Below are 26,972 nucleotides of genomic sequence, written 5' to 3'. Positions count from 1 at the left end.
TATTATCATACTATTTTTATTTTTTTAAATCTACATATTATGGAAAGAAAAAGAAAAGAATTTTATAATTTTGCCTATTTTATACAAAAAAAGTGTAAAATAACGGATGTTTCACCATTATTTCACACTTTTTATTCAGATTTTCACGTAGACTTACATATCCTGATACAAAGGAGTAGACAAATAACGTTCTCCATTATCAGGAATAATCGCAAGAACTTTTTTTCCAGCCCCTAGTTCTTTAGCTACATTAAGCGCAGCTTCAACTGCGGCTCCTCCTGAAACACCAACTAAGATTCCTTCTTCTTGCCCCATACGGCGAGCTGTGATCATTGCTTGCTCACTAGATACTGATAAGACTTGATCATAGACATTCGTATCTAACGTATCCGGGACAAAACCTGTTCCGATACCTTGGATTTTGTGTGGCCCAGGTTCTTTGCCTTCTAAAACGGCAGATTCGGCTGGTTCAACTCCAACGATCTTAAGCGCTGGATTGATCCGTTTTAATTCGTGTCCCGCACCGGTGATTGTTCCACCAGTACCGATTCCTGCGACAAACGCATCCAACCCGTTCACACCAAACGCCGCTTGGATTTCTGGCCCAGTCGTTTTTTCATGAACTAGTGGATTAGCAGGGTTTTCAAATTGCAGAGGTAAGAAATAGCCATTTTCTTCCGCTAGACGTTTTGCTTCTTTGATTGAACCACTGATGCCTTCTGTCCCTGGAGTCAAAATTAGTTCTGCTCCGTAACCCTTCATCAATAAGCGACGCTCGATACTCATCGTTTCAGGCATGACAAGTTTCACATGATATCCTTTTGCTACACCGACCATCGCTAAACCAATACCAGTGTTTCCTGAAGTAGGTTCAATGATTGTATCACCCGGTTTCAATAGCCCATCATGTTCTGCTTTTTCAATCATATTCAAGGCAATACGGTCTTTCACGCTTCCACCTGGATTGAAGAATTCCAACTTAACAAAAACATCCGCAGCTCCTTCTGGAACCATTTTATTTAATCGAACGATAGGTGTTTTACCGATCAATTCTGTGATCGATTGATAAATCTGTGTCATGTTTTTTCCCCCTTCATTTGCTTCTCTATTAATCATAATACAAAAAAGGTACTTCTGCGAGTGATTCTTACTGGAGAAGTAAAAAAAAGAGACACATCTTTTGATATGCCTCTTTTTTTAAGTTGATATAAAGTTAGACATTGATTTCTTGTCCAACCAATAATGAATAATTTGACATCGTCATGCCATTTTTTGCCATCAGATCATCGACGGACATACCGAATTTTTGAGCAATATCCCAAAGTGTATCGCCAGAGACGACAGTATAAGTTTGGTTACTACTTGTCGCAGTCGTTGTAGAGGTTGTCGTACTAGTCGTTGTGGTACTTGTCGTACTAGTTGTTGTTGACCCAGTTGATGGTGTATCAAAGCGAGTCAGATTATATGTGCTGATCAATTCATTTAATTTGTATGCGTAATTAGGATCTGTTGCATAACGTCCAGTTAAATAAGCTGTTGCATCATAGTAGCTGGTAGTATTACTTTTCCATACACCTGAATAATGATAATCGCCTGTCGAAAAACTAGTAGAACGTAAAACATTCGCATGATCTTGGAATGACTCCCAATAAGATGAATAGCGACGGAAAGGTTCGTTCATCGTTACCCATTGACCATTCAAATATTCTTGCGTATTCATATATACCACAGATTGACCTGCGCTACCTTTGACTCCAAATAAGTTGTAATATGGTGCACTTGATAATCCAGATGTACCATACGCACTTTCAAGTAATGCTTGTGCAATCATGACAGACGCATATAAATCATTGCTTGCTGCAACTTCAGAAGCAGCCCATCCGATTTGATTGATAAATGCTTGCGGATCGGCAGAAGATGCGACATCTAACTCATCCGCACGTACAGTTTGTGGTGTTGCTGTAACCAACATTGGCCCAACTAATAGGCTTGTCCCCACTAAAGGTGCAATGGCTTTTTTATTGATGGTCATTTTCCTTTTGGGCCTATGGTGTCGAGCGCTACGGGTTCTCAGCTCTTGCATTCAAATTCCTCCTCAAATGAAACAGTAAATAAAACTTCCTCTTAAACGAAACTTAATCATTTAAATTATACGTTTTATTTTATTGAAACTCAAACGAATCTTCAATTATTTACTTTTTGTAATCTTCACGTAATCAAAAAGTAACACAAAAGTAACGACAATTATCCTTTTTTACTAATTTGTACCTAAAAAAATAGAAAATTGGAGGCTTGGAAAAAATCTCCAAGCACTCCAATCGAACTGCTTTCAGTATTTGTCTATAATTGATTGAAGACGTTGACTACATTATCTACTGTAAAACCAAATTCTTCAAGTATTTTGTTTCCAGGAGCAGATGCGCCAAAGTGATCAATTGTGATCGTTTGACCTTCGATACCCACATAACGTTCCCAACCGAATGGTGAAGCTGCTTCAATCGCAACACGCTTCGTCACTGCTTTTGGCAAGACGCTTTCTTGATATTCCGCGGATTGTTGTTCAAATAAATCAAAACTTGGCATAGAAACCACTGAGACATCTTTTCCTTGTTCCGCCAATACTTTTTGCGCTTTAACAGCTAGATCCACTTCTGAACCTGTCGCGATCAAGATTCCTTCTGGTTGTTCCCCTTTAGCTGGAGACAAGACATAGGCACCTTTTTTAACCATATCATCCGCCACTTCTTTCGTTGTTGGAAGAACTGGTAGATTTTGACGACTCAAGACTAAGATCGTTGGTGTATCTGTAGATTCCAACGCTACTTTCCATGCCGCACGAGTTTCGTTCCCGTCCGCCGGACGTAAGACATGGACACCTGGCATACTTCTAACCGAAGCCAATTGTTCCACTGGCTCATGCGTCGGGCCATCTTCACCAACTGCCACAGAGTCATGGGTCAAGACATAAATGACTGGCGTGTTTTGGATCGCTGCTAAACGCACAGCTGGTCGCAAGTAATCCACAAAGACAAAGAATGTTCCCCCATAGATCCGGGTACCGCCATGCAATTGGATCCCGTTCATCGCTGATGCCATCGCAAACTCACGAACACCAAACCAAATGTTGCGGCCTTCATAGTGTTCAGGCGTGAAGTCTTTGTCTGCTGTGACCATCGTATTGTTTGAACCGGATAGATCGGCAGAACCACCCCAGAAACTTGGGATCGCTTTTGATAATTCTTGGATGACTTCTTTACTTGAAACACGACTCGCTTGGCTTTCACCTTCGTCGTATGTTGGAAGCTCTGCATCCCAATTCTCAGGTAATTTCCCAGCAAAAGCATCTTCGAATTGTTGCGCTAATTCTGGATATGCTGCTTTGTATGCTGCGAACATCTCACGCCAAGCATTTTCAGCTTTTTCGCCTTCTTCAACCATCGTTTGACGGAAGCGTTCCGCCACTTCTTCTGGTACGGTAAAGTCAGGGTATTCCCAACCATAGATCTCTTTGGCTTTTTGAATGCCTTCTAAGCCAAGTGGTGCGCCGTGGACCGCAGAAGTTCCTTGGTTTGGTGCACCAAATCCGATGACCGTTTTCACTTCGATCAATGTCGGTTTGTCTGTTTCGGCTTTCGCTTCTTCGATTGCTTTTGAGATGGCTTCTAAATCATTGCCGTCTTTGACCAAGATATGTTGCCAACCGTAAGCTTCATACCGTGCGCCAACATTTTCAGTGAAGGCTTTTGAGGTTGGTCCATCTAAAGAAATATCGTTTGAATCGTATAAAACGATCAATTTACCAAGTTTCATATGACCAGCCATCGAACTTGCTTCTTGAGACACGCCTTCCATCAAGTCGCCATCGCCACATAACGCATACGTATAATGATCAACGACGTTGAATTGATCTTTGTTATAGGTCGCAGCTAGATGCGCTTCTGCCATTGCCATCCCAACAGCCATCGCGATCCCTTGACCTAAAGGACCAGTCGTTGCTTCGACGCCGTCCGTATGGTTGACCTCAGGGTGTCCCGGTGTTTTTGAATCCCATTGACGGAATTGTTTCAAGTCATCAATCGTCACTTGGTACCCTGCTAAGTGTAACAAGCTGTACAACATCGCTGAACCATGTCCCGCAGATAAGACAAAACGGTCACGGTCTGCCCAGTTTTTAGAAGTTTTCGGATTCACTTTCAAGTGTTTCGTCCAAAGGGCATAAGCCATTGGCGCGGCACCCATTGGTAACCCCGGATGTCCTGAATTTGCTTTTTGTACTGCATCAACACTCAATGTACGGATCGTATTCACACCAAGCTGATCAATTTTATCAAACAATGTAACCCCTCCTGTAATTTAGGTTTTTTTTACCTATATTTCTACTTCTAATTTTATAGTATCTCCTCTAAAAAAGCAACGACTTTTAGTTTTTTTTACTAAAACTTGCTATTTCGGTCGTGTAGGCCTTTTCTCTTCTGGATTTCTTTCAATTTTTCTGGTGTGACATCATTTCCATCGGGATCAACAACTTTCATCCCTTCAATATGATGTCTCATGCCAGAACGAAAGGCTGTCAGATATGCTTCTCGTAATTCCTTTTGCTCTTTGACTTCAGCTGGTGTCAATCCTTCTGCTTTTTTCTTTTTAGCTAACTGATTGATACGTTCGATTTTTTCAGGCGATAACACAACTATTCCTCCTCGCTTTTGCTTCTCCTACATCTTATATAAAAAATGAAAAAAAAACAACTACATCAATAGTCTTTAATGCGAACATTTGTTTGAAATCAAGTATTTTCTATGGTACTATTTAGTTATCAAGTGAAAGAAGGTGTACCTTGTGGCCCGACAAACTGAAACAAGACAAATCGAAGTCTTACGATATATTCACGAACAAGTGACCCAAAAAGGCTATCCACCGACTGTCCGTGAGATCGGAGAAGCTGTTCAGCTTTCTTCAACATCGACAGTCCATGGTCATCTTGCCCGATTAGAGAAAAAAGGCTTTATTCAAAGAGACCCTACGAAACCACGTGCCATCGAATTGACGCAACAAGGATTATCAAAAATCGGGATTCGCCCAACAACGATCCCTGTTCTCGGAGTTGTTACTGCCGGAGAGCCGATACTAGCTGTTGAGGAAGCTTCTGACTTCTTTCCAGTACCACCAAACCTTTCATCAGAAGAAGGCAGTCTGTTCATGTTGACGATCCGAGGAGAAAGTATGATCAATGCTGGGATATTGGATGGCGATAATGTCATTGTCCGCAAACAAGAAACTGCACAAAATGGTGATATCGTTATTGCGATGACTGCAGAAGACGAAGCAACTTGCAAACGGTTCTATAAAGAAAGAGATCATTTCCGTTTGCAACCCGAGAATGATTTACTGGAACCGATCATTTTAGATGAGGTGTCGATCTTAGGTCGAGTCGTTGGTCTGTACCGTAGTCATATTTATTGATAAGAAAAGAAAATTCAGTTATTTATTTACGAGCTTGAGATCATGATCTCAAGCTCGTCTTTTCCTCTTTTAGCAGATATCTTTGTTCTTTTTGAACTTCCCTCTTTACAAACCGAACAAAAGTTCGTATACTAATAATACGAACTTTTGTTCGCATTCTATAAAGAGGTGAAAATCATGAAATCAATGAGACGTTTTGGTTTAGTATTGATCGTTTTGTTTTTAGGTATTATTATTGGTAATTTTGGTCTACGTACAGCGCTGTTGGTTTTTGTTCCTTTGTTTACATTGTGGTTTATGTTGTGGGATGAAAAAAAATACCGTCAATCACAACGTCGGCAATCCCATGAAGACTCCTTCTATCACGAAACCTATTACAGCTCCAGGCACTCGTAAAAGTAAATAAGATCGCTTCTATGAAAAATCCGTCCAAGCAAACGATGATCGCTCGTTTGCTTTTTTTAACGACAAACTGACTACCTACCCTTGCACTCATTTGTTCCATCAATAAATTGAGGCTACTCATCCAACGAACCCCCCCTTCCGCAAACGGTTCATCCGTTTGTGGAAGGGGGGGTTCTGTTCAATATTTTATTTGATTAATACTCCATCAAAGTAATCATGTCGTAGCCTTCGATTTTGTCACGACCATGCAAGTCCATCAACTCGATCAAAAAGGCACAACCAACAACAACTCCGCCAAGTTCTTCGATCAATTCGATTGTTGCTTTGATCGTTCCACCTGTTGCTAATAAGTCATCACAGATCAAGACTCTTTGTCCTGGTTGAATTGCATCTTTGTGCAGCGTCAAGGTATCTGTACCGTATTCAAGTCCGTAAGTGACTTCGATCGTTTCACGAGGTAATTTTCCTTTCTTACGAACAGGAGCAAAGCCCACACCTAATTCATAAGCTACTGGACAACCTACGATAAATCCGCGCGCTTCTGGTCCAACGACCATATCGATACGTTTTTCCTTCGCATAATCAACGATTTGCTTCGTTGCTTCACGATAAGCATCTCCATCAGCCATCAATGGCGAGATATCTCTAAATATAATTCCTTTTGACGGATAGTCAGGAATACTAGCAATATAATTTTTTAAATCCACTTTATTGTTTCCTCCTAGGTTGTTAACCATTTTTTTATTGTGGGAATGTCACTTAATAGTAAGAATTCCTCTGATTTGATTTTTTTCAATCGCTTCTGATAGCGGTCACTTGCAGTCAAAGGATGACTCGCCGGATCTGCGACTTTCTCCAAAACACCATTGTTTATTGTAACAAACTTCAACTCAAAAAACACCTGTATCATAAAAATTAATAATTTTTGTGGGATTTTTAAATAGTTGGCCATTGCACCTAATTTATGTCGGATATCGATCCGTTCTTGCGCATGGATCAATTTGAAGAGTCGTGCATATTGTTCTCTTGTTCCTACACCGTTCAAGTATGCTTCATCAACAGAAATACCTAAGAAGTAAACTCGACTAAATGCCCCAAAAGATAAGATCTCTTTCAAGTCGGTCAGATCCGTTGGACAATCGATCACTACTAATGCTTTTGGGTCATTTTCCTGAATCCATGATTGAATCATTTCTTTATCTGTCCCAAGAATGATGTGTTTTTGTATCGACTCATTTAGTTCTTTGATCGATGCTTCATTAAACGCTAAATAGAACGGACTTTCGATTTCATTTGCTAATGTTCGGTAACGTTTCGCCCGCCAATCAAATACTTGCAATCCTTCTACTGCAAAGTCAGAAACCATCAGCTGCGGTTTTTTACGCCCATTCCATTCATTGATCGATAATTGTCCGACAATATCAAGTGAATCATCTACAAATTCGTTTTCTTGTGGACCAAAACCAAACGCGACAGCATCTAATTGACTATCATCATCCACTAAAGAAAGCTTCAAGTGCTGTTGGTTCGAACCGATTCGTTTTACATTTTGGACAGCAACCTGTTTGAATAAGAAGTTAGGTACAGGATTATCTGTTCCGAATGGTGCCAGTAATTTCAATGTAGCGATTTGTTCGACCGTTACATCCTTTGGGGAGACGATTTCATCGATCGCCAACACAGGACCTTTGGACAAGTCAATTTTCTTTTCTTCTATATAGGCATTCATCCGGTCTTGTAACTGAGGGATATTCTCCGTTGGCATTGTTAATCCGACTGCTGCGTGATGGCCACCAAAAAATGTAAACAATTCACGCATCTCATTCAGCATATCGAAAAGATTCAACGCTTCGATACTTCGACCTGATCCTTTTGCAATGGTCTGGTCTTTGATGCCTAGAACGATTGTCGGTTTGCCTGTTTGGTTCATGATTTTTCCAGCGACGATCCCTAGTACACCTTCATGCCAGCCTGGATGTGCTAACAAATGGATCTGGTTCTCGTCATTGATCATCGCCAATGCTTCTGAGGTGATTTGCTCAACGATCGCTTTACGTTCTTCATTGACCGTTTGTAACTGCTCGGCTAATGTCTGAGCTTGACTTTCGTCGAATGTGGCTAGTAATTCAACCGCTGGATTAGGGTCTCCCATCCGGCCGATGGCATTCAAGCGCGGGGCAATCGAAAAACCGATCATCGTTTCATCCGCTTCATTCGCACGTACACTACTTTTCGCAAACAGTGCCTGTAAGCCTACTCGCTCGGTATGACGAATTGCCTCTAAACCTAACGCCACTAGCGTCCGATTCTCATCGGTCATAGAGACAAGGTCAGCGATTGTTCCAATTGCGACTAAATCTAAAAATTCTGCTGGTGGTTCTTCCAACAAAGCGGTCGCTACTTTAAATGCGACACCGACACCCGCTAATTCTCCAAAAGGATAATTGCCTTGTGGATGGCGGGGATGGATGATTGCATAAGCCGCCGGTAATTCACTAGGCAACTCATGATGATCTGTCACGATCACATCTACTCCCTGCTGTTGTGCATAAACAATTGCTTCATGCCCAGCTACACCATTATCGACAGTCACGATCAATTGGGTACCTGCAGCTATTTTCTCTTGATAAACGGTTAGATTAGGTCCATACCCATGTTCAAATCGATTAGGTAAAAAGACTTCAACTTGAGCACCTAGCAACTCTAACGTTTCTTTCATGACGGTCGCACTGGTGATACCATCTGCATCGTAATCTCCATAAACTAAGATCTGCTCGCCATTGATCACCGCTTCTTGGATACGGCTGATTGCCTTGTCCATGTCAAACATCAAATAAGGATCATAGAGTTTTTGTTCTTTTGGATGTAAAAACTGATGGATACTTTCTTCCTCTCGGTATCCTCTTTGCCACAGTAATTGCCCGATCAAAGGAGACAATTGCTGCTGTTTGATTATTTGGATAAAAGATTCAGAAGGTGTTGTTTCATTGACCTTCCAATCAAAATTTGCTCGTCTCACATGCTCACCCCTAACTTAGTCATTATAGCAAACGTCTTCTCTAAAAAAAAGAATTTCAGAAGAATAGATTCTGACAAATCCAACTAAAAGAAACCAAAGTAGGCAAAACAGATTCGTTTGCCCACTTTGGTTGCCTGCTAGAAATTGGATAAAACATCCTCTAATAATTTCTGAGATAATGATTTCTATCACTTTCTTCTATTTGCTTTTAGAAAATCAACAGTGATCCTTGATCAATCAAAGTAATTGACACTTTGCTTTGGTGTTTGAGAAGGTGATTCAGAAGGTGTTTGCATTTGTTCGATCTGTATTTGCTTTGCTTGTAATTCTGCTTGATAGGCCGCTTCAAGTTCCGCACGTTCATTACGAAATTGTCTTTGTTGTTCTTCTGTCGCCTCTTCGATTTTCTTTTGGATATCTGCTTGGTTCTCTGCTAATTCTTTTGTTAGTTGTTTCAATTGTTTCTTCTGTTGCCACAGTGTCGTAAAGGCTGTTAAAAACACAATCAATGCACCAATCAATGCTGAACCAATGATCACTAGAATCAATGGCGCATTAAAAGAAGCAAATCCAAAGCTTACAGGAACATTTTGATTGTTCAACACAGCGAACACGACAATGACAAGTACAAGTAAAAAACCAACGATCACACTACCTTGCTTTTTCATTTACTTCACCTACTTTTTATTAAAAATTCCACCTGCAAAATAATCCCCAATGGTTGGGAAAAGTGCATAAAATTTAGACGCGATTTCTAGCAATACCGGCTGATTGATCTCACGTTTAGGATGTTTCATCGCTCGCACGATCGTTTGTGCTAATTTAGTTGAATCCAAAACTAAGTGACCGACTTTTTCCAAATAACTACCACTTGGATCAGCCTTATCAAAAAATTCCGTTTCGATTGGTCCAGGATTCACCGTCGTGACCGCAACGCCTAGTGGTTTCAACTCTAAACGTAACGCATTGGAAAAGCCCAGAACAGCAAATTTAGTAGCAGAATAAATCGTAGATTTAGCTGTCGCCATTTTTCCTGCCATGGATGCCACATTGATGATATGTCCTTGACGTCTTTCTGCCATATCGATCGCAAATTTTTGTGTCAATACCATCATCCCCAAGACATTGACCTCGAACATATCGTAGGCTTTTCCTAAGTCAAAGGATAAGAAATCCTCAAAGATACCAAATCCAGCATTATTGACTAAGATATCGACACGTCCGACCTCAGTTATCACCTTGTCGTACAATTCATCTACACTGTCAGGATTACTAACATCTAGTTGATACGCGTATGCTGGTTTTCCACTTAATTCTTGACAAACCGCCTTCACTTCGCCGATTTGTTGGATTCTTCTCGCACATGTGACAACGATTGCCCCTTGTTTTGCTGCTTCATAACAGATCTGTTCACCTAAACCACCAGAGCCACCAGTGACTAATACGACTTTATTTTCTAAATTCAACTTTTTTCCTCCTCTTGAAACGGAACGTCCACAACCTCAAAATCTTTCATGACTTTTGTATTTGGAAAGATTTCTTGTGCTTCTTGTTCAAGTTCTTGTGTTGCTTTTCCTAGATATCTCGCACTGATATGGGTCAGTAATAATCTTTGGACATTTGCTTCTTTCGCCACTTCTGCGGCTTGATGAGTCGTCGAATGGAAATAGTTATGGGCCATTCTTGCCTCGTTTTTATTGAACGTACTTTCATGAACCAAGACATCTGCATTTTTTGCTAATATAACAGAATTGGTCGTTTTTCGAGTGTCTCCTAAAATGGTCACGATTCGGCCTTTTTTATCTGGACCGACAAAATCACGTCCATTGATGAGCTGTCCGTTATCTAATTGGACCGTCTCCCCTTTTTTTAGTTTTCCATAAATGGGGCCAGCTGGAATATTCAGTTCTTTAAGCTTATCCACTTGTAATTCGCCTTTGTGATCATGCTCAACGATCCGATATCCGTAGCTATCGATACCATGGCTTAATTTTTTTGCATACACAGAAAAGTGTGCGTCTTCAAAAATAGCTTGATCTTCTGATAAATCAATAAAAACAAGGGGATAACCTAGTTTTGTTTGAGAAATCGTCAGCGCATTGCGTACAAATGCTTCCGTTCCTTTAGGGCCATAGATTTCTAATGGTGTTTCGCCACCCTGAAAAGAGCGACTACTGATTAAACCTGGCAAACCAAAAATATGATCCCCATGAAGATGAGTGATAAATATTTTTTCTATTTTTCTTGGACGGATATTTGTTCGTAGAATCTGCATTTGCGTGCCTTCCCCACAATCAAACAACCAAACCTCATTTCGCTCGTCCAAAAGTTTCAATGCGATACTTGAGACATTTCGATGTTTAGCAGGAACCCCTGCGCCTGTACCTAAAAATTCTAGTTCCATAATTTACCTAACTTTCTATTCATTCTTATTAATTCTAGGGTAAAATCAGTCGACAATCAACTGAAATTCGCAGGATAATTTTTTAGAAGACTGTCCCTATAAATGAAAAGAGTGAATAAGTACCACTATTCTTACATCCATTCTTTTTATCGTTATTCAGAAGGTGTAGCATCCTCTGAGCTATCGGTTGTTTTTTTGTGCTTTTCATCCCAATTTTTCTGCGCTGTTTCTTTTGCATGTTTTTCTACCTCAGTAGCATCTTGAACATCTTGTTCTACTTCTTCATAATCCAATCGAGTGATTTCTCCACCTAATTCCATCATCACAAGTTGGTTCAATGGGCGGTTGTCCTCTTCTTCTGCGATCAAGATCAGACCTGTTGCGCCTTCGCCGATCTTATTTCCGACAAAATCAAACACCGTTTGTGCATCTTTGATTTCTTTGGCATCTTGGCTCGCACCAATCATTCCACCCGCAAACCATCCTAGCAAGATCCCTAATGGGCCACCTAAAACGCCAACTAGCATGCCGATCAGACCACCTTTAGAGGATTTATTGTTCCCGGTAAAATCTAAGAAGTCTTCGATTTTGAATTGATGGGCGCCATTAGACTGATGGCTGATGACCGCCATTTGTTCGCCTTTGATCGCTCTCGTCATGTGAAGCTTCTTGATTTCGGAAAATGCTTGGTAAGCTTGACTTTCTAACTCAAAATTCAATATGATCACTCGTTTGCTCATGGAGATCGCCTCTTTCTCATTTTCTTTTAGTGTACCTTGGAATAAACAAAAATAAAAGGGAAAACCTTTAAAAAATAACGCAGTATACAAAAAAAGGAGTTTGACATTCGTCAACTCCTCAAATCCGCTAAAGGTTCTACGAAAGCTTGCTCCTAAGAGGGTAAGTCAAAACCCAAAAAAATGAACGATTATTTTCTTAAATTCTACCTTACTACTTGGAACTGAACGGCTCTCTAGTCACCTAAATATGTGGTGTATCCAATACTATTCGACAAATTCAAACTCAAACTCACCAATACGCACCAAGTCACCATCTTTTGCACCTCTGGCACGCAAGGCTTCATCGACACCCATCCCACGTAATTGGCGAGCAAAACGCATCACCGTTTCATCGTGGTCAAAGTTAGTCATTTGGAATAACTTCTCGATCTTCTCACCTGACAATACCCATGTCGCATCTGGTTCACGATCGATCGTAAATTCAGGACCTTCTGGATTGAAGCCATAATGAACGGTTTCTTCTTCGATCTCTTCCTCATACAATGGGAATTCTGGTGTTACTTCCAATAGATCAGCTGTCGCATTCAGTAAGGCATCCAGTCCTTTACGAGTCACGCCAGAAATCGGGAATACTGGGATGTCATCGGCAAATTCATCTTCTTTGTTTTTATTTAGTTGTTCTTTGAATTTCACTAGATTTTCTTCTGCATCTGGCATATCCATCTTATTTGCTACAATGATCTGTGGACGTTCTAGCAAGCGCAAGTTATGAGAAGACAACTCATGGTTGATCGCCAAGTAATCTTCGTAAGGATCGCGCCCTTCCATTCCACTCATATCGATCACATGCAAAATGACACGAGTTCGCTCGATATGACGCAAAAATTGTGTGCCTAATCCGACGCCTTGTGAAGCTCCTTCGATCAGTCCTGGAAGATCCGCCGCCGCAAAACTACGTCCGTCACTTGTAGTGACCATTCCTAGATTTGGCACAAGGGTAGTAAAGTGATACGCACCGATTTTTGGTCTTGCCGAAGAGATCACAGAAAGCAAAGTCGATTTTCCAACCGATGGAAACCCAACAAGACCTACGTCTGCTAGTACTTTTAATTCTAATTCGATTTTACGTTCTTGACCAGGTTCGCCGTTTTCAGCGATTTCCGGCGCAGGGTTTCTTGGAGAAGCAAAACGGATATTTCCGCGACCGCCGCGGCCACCTTTTGCTACTACTAAAGTCTGGCCATCTTCAATCAAATCTCCTAAGAGTGCCCCTGTTTCTGCATCACGTACAGTTGTTCCTTGAGGGACTTTGACATACGTATCATCAGAACCACGTCCATGCATTCCCTTACTCATGCCATTTTCACCGGGCTGAGCCTTAAAGTGACGATTGAAACGGAAGTCCATCAACGTACGTAAGCCTTCATCAACGACTAAGATCACATCGCCTCCTTGACCGCCATCACCACCAGCCGGTCCTCCATCAGGTACATATTTTTCTCTACGAAACGCAACCATCCCGTCTCCGCCTTTACCAGCCTTCACGTCGATTGTTACTTGATCTAAAAACATGGACATATTATCGTCCTCCTATTTCCTTTTATCTATTCTAACTATACTGACTACCTGAATTTCCACAATAAACACAAGTCCTGTCTATTTTATCGGTGAATGGCCCGTTTGTCCATCATTAAACTGAAAGTTTCACGGAAATTCGTGGCTCTTTCTTTATTTTACTGCAAGAACGAATGGAGACAAAATAAAACGTTGTGACCAAAAGTTTCAAGAAAGTTCTTAAAGTTCTTTAAGAAACACTTTGGTCACAACAGTTATTTTACATATTTTTCTAGGAAACTACTTACAGTCTTTTGATAATTCTCAGGATCGATCGAATATGCTTTGGCATGCTCTGCTCCTGGGACGATATATTTTTCTTTTGGTCCGTTCGTCGCTTGGTAGACTTTGTCCAACATTTCGTAAGGAACAAATGTATCCGCATCCCCATGGATAAACAGCATCGGTAATTGGTTTTTTTCTAATTGTTTGATTGCATCAGCTTCTCCAAAGAAATAGCCGGCTCTGATTTTTGTCATCAAGCTAGTTACTTGGATCAATGGGAACGGTGGTAAGCTAAATAATTCATTAAGCTGATAAGCCAATTCTTCGTTAACAGAGGAATAGCCACAATCTTCGATGATCGCTTTAACATTTGTAGGCAATGGTTCTCCGCTAGTCATCATCACAGTAGCTGCCCCCATACTAATACCGTATAAAACGATTTCTTCAGATTGACCGTTTGTTTCAAGCACTTGATCGATCCATTTCACATAATCTTTCCGTTCGTGCCAGCCAAAGCCGATATAATCCCCTTCGCTTTTTCCGTGTCCGCGGGCATCAGGAACTAATACGTTATAGCCAAGATCATGGAACATCTTTGCGTAATTTGCCATCGTTTCCGCATTTCCCATATATCCATGAGCCACGATCGCTGTTTTATGACTGTCTGTTGCTGGTAGATAAATGGCTGATAACTTCAATCCATCCGCAGATGTCTGTTGCCATTCTTTACGATTTTCAGGGTTCGCAAACCAAGAATGTGCACTCGATTCTTCATTTGTTTTTGTTGTGCCAGGAGTATCGCCTTCTAAAAAGTCTTTTTCTGAAGGAACAACGGCATAGTTATAAAAATAATTACCCGCAAAGACTAATACGACTGTCACGAGTAATGTCACGCCGATTAAAATTTTGATCCAAAGTTTCATCTTATACCTTCCTTGCTTTTACATTGATGTACTGTCTAAAATTAGTATAAACAAAGAGGACGTGTGATGCAATCTAGAATAAATAATAATCGTCATTGAAAAGCCCCGTAAAGCTCTGATCGCTTTACGGGGCTTTTCAATATTTATAATTACACAATTATTTACTTTCGATCAACTTGAAGTTTGACCATGGTTTCAAGAAATCAAGTAAGAATAACTCATCGTCTGAGATACGTCCGACGACATTCACTCGTCCATCATTCTTCATTTCTTTTAAAGCAATTTGTGTTTCACCTTTATATTGTCCGTAACCAACGTTATCGATCAATACATCCCCACGGGTCATATCTTTCGTATTATGCGCTGGGAATGGTTTGTCTTTGTAATAGATGCGTGTCATCGTTGAACGCAAGATATACTCTGAGCGATCTCCACGATAACTATGAAGATTATCGAATAGACAAATACGTTCATCTTCTGTGATATCTTCTGCTACATCAACTTTTAATGTAGGATAGCTTGCAAAGAAAGCTTCAGACATTGCACGTAATTCCTCTTCACTCGCATAAGCATTTCCTACAGAGATATCATCGATCAAACCTGTCAACATCAAGTGTTTGACTTGCGTCGCGATTTCAAGATCACGATGGTCTTCTAATGAGCAAAGTCCGTCTTGCGTCGGCCATGGGCCAAAGTCAGCTGTTTGTGAATTTACGAATGCCATCGTATTCAAATTATATTTGCGGAATTTCTCCGAACAAGCGACAAAATGATCATAGCCTAAACCAGAATAACGATGAGGGTAAAAGTTATGTGAACCTAGTAAGTTATCTGTGTTCGGCGAATAACTCATGATATTGTCAACATAATTCGTGCCTGAACTCATGTTGATCTCGATTTTGATATTGTATGGATTCCGAGTCATTTTTGCTTCTTCTGCTCCAGTAAATCCAATGTCCAAACGAATGCCGTCGGCGCCCATCTCATCGAAGAACGATAGATCATCATATGAGATCTCTAACTGTTCAAATAACGCTGGATTGATATCCACCATGACTTCCATCTCTAATTGATTGGCATAATCGACGACTTTTTTAAAGTCTGCTAAGACTTTTTCTTTATCGTCTGCAATTTGTAATAAACTTGTGAATACACGTTTAAATCCGTATTTATGTGCTAAATCTAAATATTCTTTGTCCTTTTCAAACGTTGAACGTTCTGGATAAATTGAAATTCCTAATTTTCCCATGTGTTGATACCCTCCTGGATGTGCGTTTTTGTATCCACTTACATTATAACAAACCGCTTTCAAATGGTCTACACCTTTTACTATTTATTAAATAATTTCGCTTATTGTTCGAAAAAGTGTAGGTATTTATCTGATAATTTGCTATCATTAAAGATAACAACGAACAAAAAAAGAAAGGAATTACTTATGAAACACAAAAAATTATTTTTAACTATGAGTATGGCTGCAACGCTATTATTTGCAGCTGGTTGTACGTCGAACGGTTCAGATACCGCCTCTTCAAGCACGAAAGAATCAACAGAAAAAACAACAGAGACTAGCACTGTAGAAAGTATTGATTTAAATTCTTTAGAGTTACCTCAATTGAATACAGAAGTCGCTGATAACGAAGATCTAGTTGAAATGGTCACAACTAAAGGAACGATCAAGATCAAACTATTCCCAGAGCTTGCACCAAAAGCTGTGGAGAACTTTATGACTCATGCCAAAGATGGCTACTACGATGGCGTCACTTTCCATCGTGTCATCCAAGACTTTATGATCCAAGGTGGCGATCCTGATGGGAACGGAACTGGTGGAGAAAGTATTTGGGGAGAAGGTTTTGAAACGGAGATCTCAAACCAACTTTATAACATCCGCGGCGCCCTTTCAATGGCTCGTACACAAGACCCGAATAGTAATGGTAGCCAATTCTTCATCGTACAAAACTCTGATGATATGCATGATGGTTTATTGAAAGATGATTACCCACAAGCCATTATTGACGCCTATAAAAACGGCGGCTACCCTAGTTTAGATGGTGAATATACGGTCTTTGGTCAAGTCGTTGAAGGAATGGACGTTGTTGATGCGATTGCTGCTGTCGAAACAGATAGCTCAGATAAGCCAACAGAAGATGTGAAGATCGAAAAAATCAACATCTTACAGGAAGCAAAATAAACACACATTTAATCACTTTCTACTGAAACATCAAATGAGGTGGAGACAGAAGTGTTCAGCCTCGAGAAATAAGGCGCCATCCACGAAAATTGTATTTCAAATTTTTGTGGATGGCGCCTTATTTTCGAAGAGGTTACTTTTTGTTCCCGCCGTTTATTCGGTTATAGGTGGGAGAGGTGAACGAATGTCCCACTCCCTTTTTTTAATTAAAAACTTTTGATGGCTGGGACTTTACAACTATTTTTTATATTTTCGCTAAAAAATAGTTGTTTTCATATTCACCTTTAGTAAAACTTAACATTTTCAAAACAGTCTTAAATAGACAAAAAAAGACCATCCAAGAATAGAAAACTATTCAGAAGATGATTCTTTTTTTGTGGAAAGCTGCTTTCCGCTCCCCTATTGCCATATCTATTGATATTTTTAGAACCTCTCTATGGGTTCCTAAAGTTTATTTTTATCTTTATGCTTGCTCATTGACGATAAATGTAAATTCACATTCACACACTTTTGTATCGTCAACAAAAGCTTCAGAAATCGCAGTCCCTACAGGTCCTTTCATTTTGATGATCTCAAAATGACACTTCATCACATCCCCAGGAACGACTTTTTGGCGGAATTTTGCTTTGTTGATCCCACCGATATACGCACGTTTCCCTAGGAACTCTTCTGATTTTAAAATCAAGATCGAACCTGCTTGTGCAAGGGATTCTAGGATCAACGCTCCTGGCATGACCGGATTGTCAGGGAAATGCCCTTGGAAAAAATCTTCATTGATCGTTACATTTTTTGTTGCAATGATCTTCTTTCCTGAATCGATCGAATCCACGTAATCGATGTAACAAATTGGGTAACGGTTTGGAATAAGATCCATTACTTCCGTTGCTGATAATGCGTATGACATAGTTTACTCCTTCTTTCGGGCAATAGCCGTAATCAATACTTTGATTATCAAAGTATCATATTCTTGATTATTTGGCAATCATTTTTTATTCATCAAAAAAATAGTTTGACAATCAAAGCATTTTACTGAATAATAAGAAATCAAGAAGTTATTTTTTTGCACTTATATTATCGTCAAACAAAACTTTTATTGAATCAAAGGAGTGTCTATATGTCTTTTTTAGAAGGAAAAAAAATCGTGATCATGGGTGTTGCGAATAAACGCAGTATTGCTTGGGGTTGTGCGGAAGCAATGATGCAACAAGGCGCTGAGATCATCTATACGTACCAAAATGAACGGATGAAGAAATCGTTAGTCAAATTAGTCGGTGAAGATGCCTTCACTGTAGAGTGTGATGTCGCTAGCGATGAGAGCATCGAAAAAGCGATGGATACGATTGGTGAATATGCCGATGAGATCCATGGCTTGGTCCACGCTGTTGCTTATGCCAACAAAGAAGAGCTTTCAGGTAACGTTTCTGATATTTCAAGAGATGGTTATCAATTAGCACAAGACATCAGTAGCTATTCATTGATCGCTGTATCGAAGTATGCCCAAAAGTACTTAGCTCCCAACAGCGGCATCGTAAGTATGTCTTATCTTGGTTCACAACGAGCGATCCCTAACTATAATATGATGGGCATCGCAAAAGCTTCACTAGAAGCTGCCATTCGCTACTTAGCCGCAGAATTCTCACCTAAAGGAATCCGTGTCAATGGGATCTCTGCTGGTGCGATCAAAACGTTAGCAGTGACTGGTGTGAAGGATTACCAAAAATTGATCGAGTTATCCGAATCACGCACCCCCGATCAACAAGGTGTGACGATCGAAGAAGTCGGAAATACTTGTGCCTTCTTGATCAGCCCCCTATCTAGCGGGATCATCGGTGATATCATTTACGTAGATAAAGGTGTTCACTTATCTTGATCCAATAAAAAATCAGCCCTCCAATGTGAGAGCTGATTTTTTTGTAGTTATTTTTAAAGCCAGTCATTATTCGACGACTTCGATCCAACCTTCTGGTGCTTCGATATCCCCAAACTGGATACCCGTCAATTCTTCATACAAGCGCTTAGTTACTGGTCCTACTTCTGTCTCACTATAAAAGACATGTAAATCATTTTTATAGTAGATCCCACCAATCGGTGAAATCACTGCTGCGGTTCCACACGCACCTGCTTCTGCAAATTGATCAAGTTGATCGATGTAGATATCTCCCTCAACTGCTTTAAGTCCCAAACGTTCTTCCGCAATCTGCAACAAGGAATACTTCGTAATACTTGGTAAAATCGAAGGCGATTGCGGTGTGATGAACTGGTTGTCTTTAGTGATACCAAAGAAATTCGCCGCGCCGACTTCTTCAATTTTTGTGTGCGTCGCTGGATCTAGGTAAACGCAATCTGAATAATTTAATTCTTTCGCTTCAGTCCCTGGTAATAAACTTGCTGCGTAGTTTCCACCAACTTTGGCAGCTCCCGTACCATTCGGAGCAGCTCGGTCATAACCAGAAACGATAAAGTTCGTTGGTTTCAATCCACCTTTGAAATAGGCTCCTACAGGCGTACAGAAAACTACAAACAAATACTCAGGCGCTGGATGAACACCAATGTTTTCTCCGACACCGATCAGGAAAGGACGTAAATATAACGTTGCTCCTGAACCATAAGGTGGCACAAAGGATTCATTTGCCTTTACGACTTCTTTCACTGCATCAACAAACATTTTTTCTGGAACCATGGGCATCAATAAACGTCTGGCACTCTGGTTCAAGCGACGACTGTTTTGCTCTGGACGGAATAAATTGATCTTTCCATCTTTTCTGCGATAAGCCTTTAATCCTTCAAAGCACTGTTGGCCATAGTGAAGTGCGGGCGATCCTTCATGAAGTGACAGATAATTATCCTCGGTCAATTCGCCTTTTTCCCACTCTCCATCTTTCCATTTGGCAACGAAGCGCCAAGGTGTTTTGATGTAAGAAAATCCTAAGTTATCCCAATCTATTTGCATGTTCATACCACCAATCGTCAGTTTTGAAATATTTTAGCACTATCTCTCCCATTTGTCATCGTTTATTTTAACCACTTGTTATTGCAAGTGTGATTGGTAGCTTATCTAATGATTTATTTTGATTTTTATGCTGTTCTTGTTACAATACAAAAGAGACTAATTAGAAAAGGGGATTTTATGTTTTCATTCATTGCAACAGCAGAAACAACAAGCTCAACCGGAGAAAATTTGACCGATCAAGCGGTCAGTCAACTCAATGCGTTCCAACGTTTTTGGAATAATATTGATTGGGATGGGATTTTTTCTACAATGATCCAAAAAGGATTATTCCTTATTTTTTTGATTATTCTTTTTGGACTCATCAATCGAATCGGTAAATACTTGATCGACAAATCTTTTAAACAATATTCAAAAAAAACCGTTCTTAACGGTAGCCGCTTAAAAACGTTACAAAGTCTTTTAAATACCATTTTCAATTATACGATTGGCTTTTTCTTTATTTATGCCATCCTATCCGTGATTGGTGTGCCGATTGGTTCACTATTAGCCGGAGCAGGGATTGCCGGAGTAGCCATCGGTTTAGGGGCACAAGGCTTTATGAGTGATGTGATCACTGGCTTCTTTATCATCATGGAACAACAAATGGACGTAGGCGACTATGTCAAATTAACGAATCTAACTATCGAAGGAACCGTGGTATCCGTTGGTATCCGGACACTGCAACTCAAAGGTGTTGACGGTACCGTTCACTTCATTCCAAACCGTAGTATCACAACGATCAGTAACCTCTCTCGTTCCAATATGCAAGTCGTTCTTGATATTCGGATCGTTCCGGAAGAAGGCTATGATAAGATCTATGAGATCATTCAAAAAGTTAATGAAACGTTAGCTGTAAAATACGAAGAGGAATTACAAACTGAGCCATCGATCTTTGGATTGGTCGATATCGGCAACAGCAACTTTGCGATTCGGACGATCTGCTACGTTTTAAATGGTAAACAGTTCGAATTGAAAGAAGAATTTTTGAGTTCATATGTCAAAGAACTGACAGCTGCCGGTTACAGCATCCCAAATACACCAATCGTGTTGAAATAGTTTATGTAGCGTCTACGCTGGGCGTGGGACATTAGCCCTCTCCTACCACCTAAAACCGAATGAACAGAAGTGTTTAGGTTTGACCTCTTTTTTTAATCATTAGAAAAATGTCTAAAATGACTAAAGTATTTGATTCTCAGGACAACTTTATTCCCACTCGTGTCATTCCTTAATACAACAAATAAAGCGACGTCCAAAAGTTAGAAATATAGTCTAACTTTTGGGCGTCGCTTCGTTTGTTTTATGTCTTTATCTTTAGTGAGTAGGATCAATTACCTTTAACTAACGATATCGATTCTTTCTCTCAATTCATCTACATCTATTTTTGGTGATACAATATTTTGGCGTTCTAATTCGTGTACCATGTAATTGACTGCTTTCAGTAACTCTTTTCGTGTGATGATTCCTTTGAACACTTTATCCTCTGTGACGACTGGCAAGAACGAAGCATCAACTAGTAAATGAAGAACTTCTTCTAGTTCCCAATTTTCATCAATGGTTGGTACATCGGTTTCCATTACATCAGCCACTGTTAGGCCTTCTAATGGTTCCATACTGATTGTTTGTAGGTCCATCATCTTATTGACAACATTTGATAGACTGACTAGACCAACAAAGCGATCATCTTTCCCTAAGACAGGGATTTTAGTGTAGCCAACTTTCGATAAAACTAATAGTCCATGCGATAACGGATGTTGATACATAACATTTGCCACGTTTTCTGCTGGAACCAAAAATGTCTCTTGATTTTGCAGTAATAACTCTCTTACAATTGGTCCAATCATGTATTGGCCCTCCATTTCAAATTCTTTCAATATCTCTATTTTACCGAAAACGGATGCAAAATCTATACAAACATTTCTATTTTTAGCAAAAATTAGAGTTTGTTTGTCAGCGTTTATATTCAAATGCCATGTTATCGATTTTTTTGTGTGATCGATTATAGTACTGGACAGCAAGTGTCTCTTTCGTACTCTCGATGATTGCGTATGCTGGGATTTGGATCATTCCTCGAGGTTGGGAAATGCTTCCTGGATTCAAGAACAAGATACCTTCTTCAAATTCACACCCTAGTTGATGGGTGTGACCAAAAAGAGCAATCGTTGCGTGTTGCTCTTTTGCTTCAAGGGCTAACTGAGTCAAACCAAAGCGGACATTCGATAAATGGCCGTGAGTCATATATACCCGATCAAGCCCAGTATCTACAACTCGTTTAGTCTCAAAGTCTGTGCCGAAATCACAATTGCCTTGTACACCGAAATAAGTTTCCCAAACTTCATCTGTTGCGTCAAGTTCTGAATCACCGCAATGAAAAAAATAATCAACTTGATTTTGGTATTGGGACAGCAATTCTTTGATGATTGCTCGATCCCCATGATTGTCACTAACGACTAAATAGCGCATCTACTCCACTCCTTCCAACCATGCCTGCCAAACTTGGCTTAGTTTTGCCATGGCCAAGCCTCGGTGACTGTGGTTATTTTTTTCTTCACTTGAGATTTCTGCCGCTGTTTGAGTGTACCCATCAGGAATGAACAAAGGGTCATAGCCAAAGCCATTTTCGCCTTTAGGTATCCGACCAATTCGTCCAGGCCACTCTGCTTCCACGACTAAACTTTCTTTATTTGGTTCAGCAAAAACCAACGTACAATGAAATTGTGCGGTGCGTTCTTCATCAGCTACATCGGTTAATTCAAAAAGCAGTTTTGCGTTATTTGCCGCATCACTCTTATGTTCGCCAGCAAAACGGGCAGAATAAACTCCTGGTCTGCCACCTAACGCATCGACTTTCAGGCCAGAGTCATCCGCCAATACTGGCTGGTTCAATACTTGAGCAATCGTTTCTGCTTTTAACCGGGCGTTTTCTTCGAATGTTGTACCTGTTTCTTCGACATCAGGTATCTCAGGATAATCGAACAATGTTTTGACTGTATAGCCTTCCTTCGCAAATAAGGTACGGAATTCTTCTGCTTTGCCTGCGTTTCGAGTAGCAATCACAATCGTTTTTTCTGTCGGTTCAGGCGTAGTGTCTGACCATTCGCTCAACAAAACATTTTTTTGTTCAAAAATCAGTGATTCGATCGCTGTTTTACCATAAACAAGCATTTCGTTCAATTGTTCACCATCAAAGGTAGCTTCTTCGCCTGTGCCTTGGATCTCCACAAATCTGCCTGATTCCGTCATCACTAAGTTCATGTCGACTTCCGCTGCCACGTCTTCGTGATAATCCAAATCAGTCACACATGTCCCATCAGCTAAAATCCCTACACTGATGGCGGCTAAATGTTCTTTGATTGGATCATTCGCTAACACTTTTGTCTGTAATAATTTTTCGATTGCTAATCTTAAAGCCACAAATGCACCGGTAATACTTGCTGTTCGTGTGCCACCGTCTGCTTGGATCACGTCACAATCAACGATGATACTACGTTCACCAAGTTTCTCGAGATCGACGACCGCACGCAACGAACGACCGATCAAGCGTTGGATCTCCATCGTCCGTCCACTTAACTTACCTTTGCTGCTTTCACGACGATTTCTCGTATTCGTGGCGCGAGGTAACATACTGTATTCTGCTGTCACCCATCCTTTACCAGTCCCTTTTAAAAAGGGGGGCACTGACTCTTCAACCGTTGCCGCACAAATCACTTTCGTATCGCCAAAGCTGATCAAAACTGATCCTTCTGGATGCTTTAGCACATTTGTTTCAATCGTGATTTTACGTAAATCTTGGACATTTCTTCCGTCATGACGCATCATTGCTCTTTTCCTCCTAAATCAATCGATTCAACGATCAGTTCTTTTAATCCTAACCAATCTTGGGCAATCTCATGGAACATTTTAGCTGATCCTGTCGTATAAAACTGACAAAGCGTTCGGCCATTTTGTGGTGAATTACTGATTTCAAAATAGTCAAGTAACATCGAAACTTCGCCAATCGTTTCTGCTCCTGAATCGATCAGCATGACTTTATCCCCCATAACATTCTGAATGATTGGGCGAAGGAGCGGATAATGGGTGCAACCTAAAATCAAGGTATCGATCCCTTTTAATTCTAATGGAGCCAAAGTTTGAGCCACGATTTTTTTAGCGACTGATGATCGGTATTCTTTACTTTCTACGACTGAAACAAACTTTGGACACGCCAAGCTGGTAACTTTCAGTTCGGGTGCTTTATCCAATAATGCCGTCTCGTAAGCAGCACTTTTGACGGTACCAATTGTTCCAATCACCCCTACTCGATGATTTTTCGTCTGCTTGACTGCCGCTCTCGTTCCTGGCAAAATCACACCGATCACTGGAATCGAGAGTGTTGCTTTGATTTCTTCTAATGCGACCGCAGTTGCCGTATTACAGGCAATCACAAGCATCTTTATGCCTTTTTCAACTAAATAATTTGTCATTTCCCATGTATAAGCGATCACTTGCTCTGCGGGTCTTGGTCCATATGGACAGCGCGCGGTATCGCCAACGTATAATATGTTTTCATTCGGCAATTGCTTCAATGCTTCTTTGACGACTGTAAGACCGCCAACCCCTGAATCAATAAAACCGATCGGACGTTTATCTGTCAATCGAATCATCCTTTTTCAAAAAAATTCTACCTTCTATATTGTGGACTTTTTGACGTGAATTATCAAGTCCTACAATCTGCTTTCCGGCTCTTTTCCAACATTGGGATCCTCCTTGTATATCGATGGAATTTTTGGATAACAGTAAGAAGGAATCCACAAAAAATTTTTTAAAAAAATTTCGTGGATTCCTTCTTAATTACCATTTAAAATACGATTTTTTCTACTAATAGCTGTACTTTCTTCTTTCTAGGTAAGAAGAAAGTAAAGAAAGTGCGTAACATACGACAAAATACATGAAAGTCATCATAACGAACATTGGTAAGACATAATTGGTATTTTGACCGTAGACGATCCGCGCTTGGTGTGTCAATTCTGGCAACGAGATAATCACCGCTAAAGAAGTGTCTTTGATCAACGAGATCAACTGACTGACGATAGCAGGGATCATTGACTTGAATGCTTGTGGCATGATGATCGTACGCATCGTTTCCACATAGCTTAATCCCGTGGAAAGCCCTGCTTCCATCTGACCTTTCGGCACAGCATTCAAACCTGCACGGAAAATCTCTGATAACATGGCAGATTCAAAAATTGTCAATGCTGCAACTGCTGACCAAAAGATGTTCATTTGGATACCGATTTGTGGCAAAGCAAAATAAGTGAAAAAGATGATAAGCAATAATGGCAGATTACGAATGATGTCGATAATCAAACCTACTATTTTTGATAAATAAGGAATACTCGCAAAACGAAGAACACCTGTCAGCCCACCGATCAGAAAACTAAAAATGATGGAGAAGAGCGAAACTTCGATCGTTACTTTTAGTCCTTCCAGTAAAAAGCGAATATTCATCCATGAAAATGCACCACTAAAATCCATTGAGATTCTCCTTTCTATGAACGAACTGCCCATTTTTTCTCAAGATAAACCATCAAATAAGACAATGGTAAGGTAATGATCAAGTAAAATAAACCGACAATGATATAGGTATCAAACGTGTTGAAGGTTTCACTGGCAATCAAATCCCCTTGGTACATGATATCCAAACCAGCAACAATTGCTAAAATCGATGAATTTTTGACCAAATTGATAAATTGATTGCCTAATGGTGGGATAACGATTTTAAATGCCTGTGGCAATACAATGTAACGCATTGTTTCTGAGTAAGTAAACCCCGATGAAAGACCAGCCTCCATTTGACCTTTTGGCACAGTTTGGATGCCAGAACGAACGGTTTCTGCAATAAATGCGGAAGTATAGATCGTCAGCCCGATCGTTCCTGCTTGAAAACCGTCAAAGCTGATCCAATAAAGTGGTAATACGACATAGAAGAACATCACGATGATCAATAACGGAATATTCCTAAAAAATTCAACATAGGCTTTCGCAAAACCACGAATCCATTTATTGTGTGACAATTGAAAAATCGCCATCAACGTTCCGATGATCAAACTGAATAAAAGCGCCAAGACACTTGATAGGATCGTTACTTTAAATCCATCAAGGAAGGCTGGCCCATAAGTTTGTATCAATTCACTCATTTTATTCCCTCCTTAATCAATTTTTCCCTGAGTCGTATCTGGGAACCATTTTTCATAAATCTTATCGTAGGTGCCGTCTTCAACCATTTCTGCTAATGCTTGGTTGACTGCATCCAAGAAATTTTCTTGTCCTTTGTTGATTGCAATCCCATAAGGCTCTTCGGTAAATGTTCCTCCTGCTAATTCATAGCTAGGGTTCTCCGCTGCCATTCCTAGTAAGATCGCATTATCTGTTGTCATGGCATCGCCTTGCCCCGATTGTAAGGCAGTAAATGCTTCGGCATAGTTCTCTAACTCCAAGATCCGTGCATCAGGTGCATGTTCTCTGATGTTGGCAGCTGAAGTCGAGCCTTTTACCGCTAAAACAGTCGTTTCAGCGTTTAGATCCTCCACACTTTTGATGGGACTACCCTTTTCAACGAGCAATGATTGTCCGGCGTCAAAATAAACAGAAGAGAAATCGACTTGCTTTTTACGTTCTTCGGTAATCGTCATCGTCGCAATGATTGCATCGATATTCCCATTTTTTAATAATGGGATTCTTGTTTTAGAAGTGACTTCGACAAACTCTGCTTTTCCGTCCTCTCCTAAAATCTTCTTCGTGATTGCTTTGGCGATATCGATATCAAACCCTTGAACTGTGCGGCTTTCGATATCCATCATCCCAAACAATCGTGTATCGTATTTGACACCCCAAATGATCTCGTTCGTTTCTTTGCTACGAGTCAAAATATCTTTTTCTGCCAAACTGCTACCTTTACAGCCGCTCAATACTAGAAATACTAGCCCAAAAAGAAATAATAAACGAGTGAATGTTGTCTTACGCATATCG

The 26,972-nt window shown here is 40.3% G+C and carries 27 protein-coding genes; 5 read left to right on the top strand and 22 right to left on the bottom strand.

The annotated features are described in order from the left end of the window. Window positions 1-153 precede the first annotated feature (153 nt). From cysK to IGK77_RS06890, 4 genes are all read right to left on the bottom strand, one after another. Window positions 154-1,080, bottom strand: coding sequence for a cysteine synthase A (cysK, locus tag IGK77_RS06905; RefSeq protein WP_071867954.1), 927 nt, complete (start codon window positions 1,078-1,080; stop codon window positions 154-156). A 133-nt stretch (window positions 1,081-1,213) separates the two neighbouring features. Continuing rightward, complete coding sequence (locus IGK77_RS06900) at window positions 1,214-2,083, bottom strand: glucosaminidase domain-containing protein (RefSeq protein WP_074801879.1); 870 nt, start codon at window positions 2,081-2,083, stop codon at window positions 1,214-1,216. Window positions 2,084-2,340: 257 nt separating this feature from the next. Next, the gene (gene tkt / locus IGK77_RS06895) at window positions 2,341-4,335 is read right to left on the bottom strand and encodes a transketolase (RefSeq protein WP_438713113.1); all 1,995 of its coding nucleotides are present in this window, start codon (window positions 4,333-4,335) and stop codon (window positions 2,341-2,343) included. 98 nt (window positions 4,336-4,433) lie between these two features. After that, window positions 4,434-4,685: a DUF896 family protein gene (locus tag IGK77_RS06890; RefSeq protein WP_074799670.1), complete on the bottom strand. Its 252-nt coding sequence runs from the start codon at window positions 4,683-4,685 to the stop codon at window positions 4,434-4,436. A 151-nt stretch (window positions 4,686-4,836) separates the two neighbouring features. Here IGK77_RS06890 and lexA point away from each other — a divergent pair, with 151 nt between their 5' ends. Together lexA and IGK77_RS06880 are read left to right on the top strand one after the other, a co-directional pair. Further along, window positions 4,837-5,460 carry a transcriptional repressor LexA gene (gene lexA, locus IGK77_RS06885; protein ID WP_010735571.1) on the top strand — a complete coding sequence of 208 codons (624 nt, stop codon included), beginning with the start codon at window positions 4,837-4,839 and terminating at the stop codon, window positions 5,458-5,460. Window positions 5,461-5,637: 177 nt separating this feature from the next. Next, window positions 5,638-5,856 (top strand): hypothetical protein, encoded by a 219-nt coding sequence (locus IGK77_RS06880; protein WP_023519576.1) that lies wholly within the window; start codon window positions 5,638-5,640, stop codon window positions 5,854-5,856. 203 nt (window positions 5,857-6,059) lie between these two features. Here IGK77_RS06880 and IGK77_RS06875 read toward each other — a convergent pair whose 3' ends face one another. The 9 genes from IGK77_RS06875 to IGK77_RS06835 form a co-directional block, all read right to left on the bottom strand. Then, window positions 6,060-6,572, bottom strand: a complete 513-nt coding sequence (locus IGK77_RS06875) for an adenine phosphoribosyltransferase (RefSeq protein WP_010735573.1) — start codon at window positions 6,570-6,572, stop codon at window positions 6,060-6,062. A gap of 14 nt (window positions 6,573-6,586) precedes the next feature. Then, window positions 6,587-8,884 (bottom strand): single-stranded-DNA-specific exonuclease RecJ, encoded by a 2,298-nt coding sequence (gene recJ / locus IGK77_RS06870; protein ID WP_074799671.1) that lies wholly within the window; start codon window positions 8,882-8,884, stop codon window positions 6,587-6,589. Window positions 8,885-9,117: 233 nt separating this feature from the next. Next, on the bottom strand, window positions 9,118-9,552 hold the full coding sequence (locus IGK77_RS06865; RefSeq protein ID WP_023519574.1) for a LapA family protein: 435 nt from the start codon (window positions 9,550-9,552) through the stop codon (window positions 9,118-9,120). 9 nt (window positions 9,553-9,561) lie between these two features. Continuing rightward, entirely contained in the window at window positions 9,562-10,350 is a 789-nt protein-coding gene (locus IGK77_RS06860; RefSeq protein WP_074799672.1) for an SDR family NAD(P)-dependent oxidoreductase, read from the bottom strand. After that, complete coding sequence (rnz, locus tag IGK77_RS06855) at window positions 10,347-11,288, bottom strand: ribonuclease Z (protein ID WP_071867809.1); 942 nt, start codon at window positions 11,286-11,288, stop codon at window positions 10,347-10,349. The genes IGK77_RS06860 and rnz overlap by 4 nt, the downstream gene beginning before the upstream one ends. 152 nt (window positions 11,289-11,440) lie before the next feature. Beyond that, window positions 11,441-12,028, bottom strand: a complete 588-nt coding sequence (locus IGK77_RS06850) for a DUF1269 domain-containing protein (RefSeq protein ID WP_074799742.1) — start codon at window positions 12,026-12,028, stop codon at window positions 11,441-11,443. 264 nt (window positions 12,029-12,292) lie between these two features. After that, entirely contained in the window at window positions 12,293-13,606 is a 1,314-nt protein-coding gene (gene obgE / locus IGK77_RS06845) for a GTPase ObgE (RefSeq protein WP_034689254.1), read from the bottom strand. Between the two features lie 251 nt (window positions 13,607-13,857). Continuing rightward, the gene (locus IGK77_RS06840) at window positions 13,858-14,790 is read right to left on the bottom strand and encodes an alpha/beta hydrolase (RefSeq protein ID WP_074799673.1); all 933 of its coding nucleotides are present in this window, start codon (window positions 14,788-14,790) and stop codon (window positions 13,858-13,860) included. Window positions 14,791-14,947: 157 nt separating this feature from the next. Further along, complete coding sequence (locus IGK77_RS06835; RefSeq protein WP_071867811.1) at window positions 14,948-16,039, bottom strand: DUF871 domain-containing protein; 1,092 nt, start codon at window positions 16,037-16,039, stop codon at window positions 14,948-14,950. Between the two features lie 186 nt (window positions 16,040-16,225). Between IGK77_RS06835 and IGK77_RS06830 the strand changes: the two genes are divergently transcribed. Next, a complete protein-coding gene (locus IGK77_RS06830) occupies window positions 16,226-16,978 on the top strand; it encodes a peptidylprolyl isomerase (protein ID WP_074799674.1) in 753 nt (250 codons plus the stop codon). A gap of 463 nt (window positions 16,979-17,441) precedes the next feature. Here the strand turns inward: IGK77_RS06830 and fabZ are convergent, their stop codons facing one another. After that, window positions 17,442-17,882: a 3-hydroxyacyl-ACP dehydratase FabZ gene (gene fabZ / locus IGK77_RS06825; protein WP_074799675.1), complete on the bottom strand. Its 441-nt coding sequence runs from the start codon at window positions 17,880-17,882 to the stop codon at window positions 17,442-17,444. A gap of 210 nt (window positions 17,883-18,092) precedes the next feature. On the opposite strand from fabZ, the gene fabI reads away from it, so the two are divergent. Continuing rightward, entirely contained in the window at window positions 18,093-18,848 is a 756-nt protein-coding gene (fabI, locus tag IGK77_RS06820) for an enoyl-ACP reductase FabI (protein WP_074799676.1), read from the top strand. 66 nt (window positions 18,849-18,914) lie between these two features. On the opposite strand, the gene IGK77_RS06815 is transcribed toward fabI, so the two are convergent. Beyond that, a complete protein-coding gene (locus IGK77_RS06815; RefSeq protein ID WP_071867814.1) occupies window positions 18,915-19,928 on the bottom strand; it encodes a branched-chain amino acid aminotransferase in 1,014 nt (337 codons plus the stop codon). A gap of 177 nt (window positions 19,929-20,105) precedes the next feature. Between IGK77_RS06815 and IGK77_RS06810 the strand changes: the two genes are divergently transcribed. Further along, entirely contained in the window at window positions 20,106-21,023 is a 918-nt protein-coding gene (locus IGK77_RS06810; RefSeq protein WP_010735586.1) for a mechanosensitive ion channel family protein, read from the top strand. 278 nt (window positions 21,024-21,301) lie between these two features. Here IGK77_RS06810 and cbpB read toward each other — a convergent pair whose 3' ends face one another. The 7 genes from cbpB to IGK77_RS06775 all read right to left on the bottom strand — a co-directional run bounded on the left by cbpB (window position 21,302) and on the right by IGK77_RS06775 (window position 26,968). Continuing rightward, window positions 21,302-21,808 carry a cyclic-di-AMP-binding protein CbpB gene (cbpB, locus tag IGK77_RS06805; protein ID WP_071867815.1) on the bottom strand — a complete coding sequence of 169 codons (507 nt, stop codon included), beginning with the start codon at window positions 21,806-21,808 and terminating at the stop codon, window positions 21,302-21,304. Window positions 21,809-21,914: 106 nt separating this feature from the next. Continuing rightward, on the bottom strand, window positions 21,915-22,427 hold the full coding sequence (locus IGK77_RS06800) for a metallophosphoesterase (protein WP_071867816.1): 513 nt from the start codon (window positions 22,425-22,427) through the stop codon (window positions 21,915-21,917). Continuing rightward, a complete protein-coding gene (rph, locus tag IGK77_RS06795) occupies window positions 22,428-23,780 on the bottom strand; it encodes a ribonuclease PH (protein WP_074799743.1) in 1,353 nt (450 codons plus the stop codon). Then, a complete protein-coding gene (gene racE / locus IGK77_RS06790) occupies window positions 23,780-24,607 on the bottom strand; it encodes a glutamate racemase (protein ID WP_019724592.1) in 828 nt (275 codons plus the stop codon). Before racE ends, rph begins: the two co-directional genes overlap by 1 nt. 214 nt (window positions 24,608-24,821) lie before the next feature. Next, the gene (locus IGK77_RS06785) at window positions 24,822-25,478 is read right to left on the bottom strand and encodes an amino acid ABC transporter permease (protein ID WP_010735591.1); all 657 of its coding nucleotides are present in this window, start codon (window positions 25,476-25,478) and stop codon (window positions 24,822-24,824) included. A 14-nt stretch (window positions 25,479-25,492) separates the two neighbouring features. Beyond that, window positions 25,493-26,140, bottom strand: coding sequence for an amino acid ABC transporter permease (locus tag IGK77_RS06780; RefSeq protein ID WP_071867819.1), 648 nt, complete (start codon window positions 26,138-26,140; stop codon window positions 25,493-25,495). A gap of 12 nt (window positions 26,141-26,152) precedes the next feature. Then, window positions 26,153-26,968, bottom strand: coding sequence for a transporter substrate-binding domain-containing protein (locus tag IGK77_RS06775; protein ID WP_019724510.1), 816 nt, complete (start codon window positions 26,966-26,968; stop codon window positions 26,153-26,155). Window positions 26,969-26,972: the final 4 nt, after the last annotated feature.

This window comes from Enterococcus sp. DIV0806c, from assembly GCF_051710905.1.
GTDB lineage: Bacteria > Bacillota > Bacilli > Lactobacillales > Enterococcaceae > Enterococcus_B > Enterococcus_B mundtii.
Note: the sequence above shows the minus strand (reverse complement) of the source record. Positions and strands in the feature narration are given on the sequence as shown.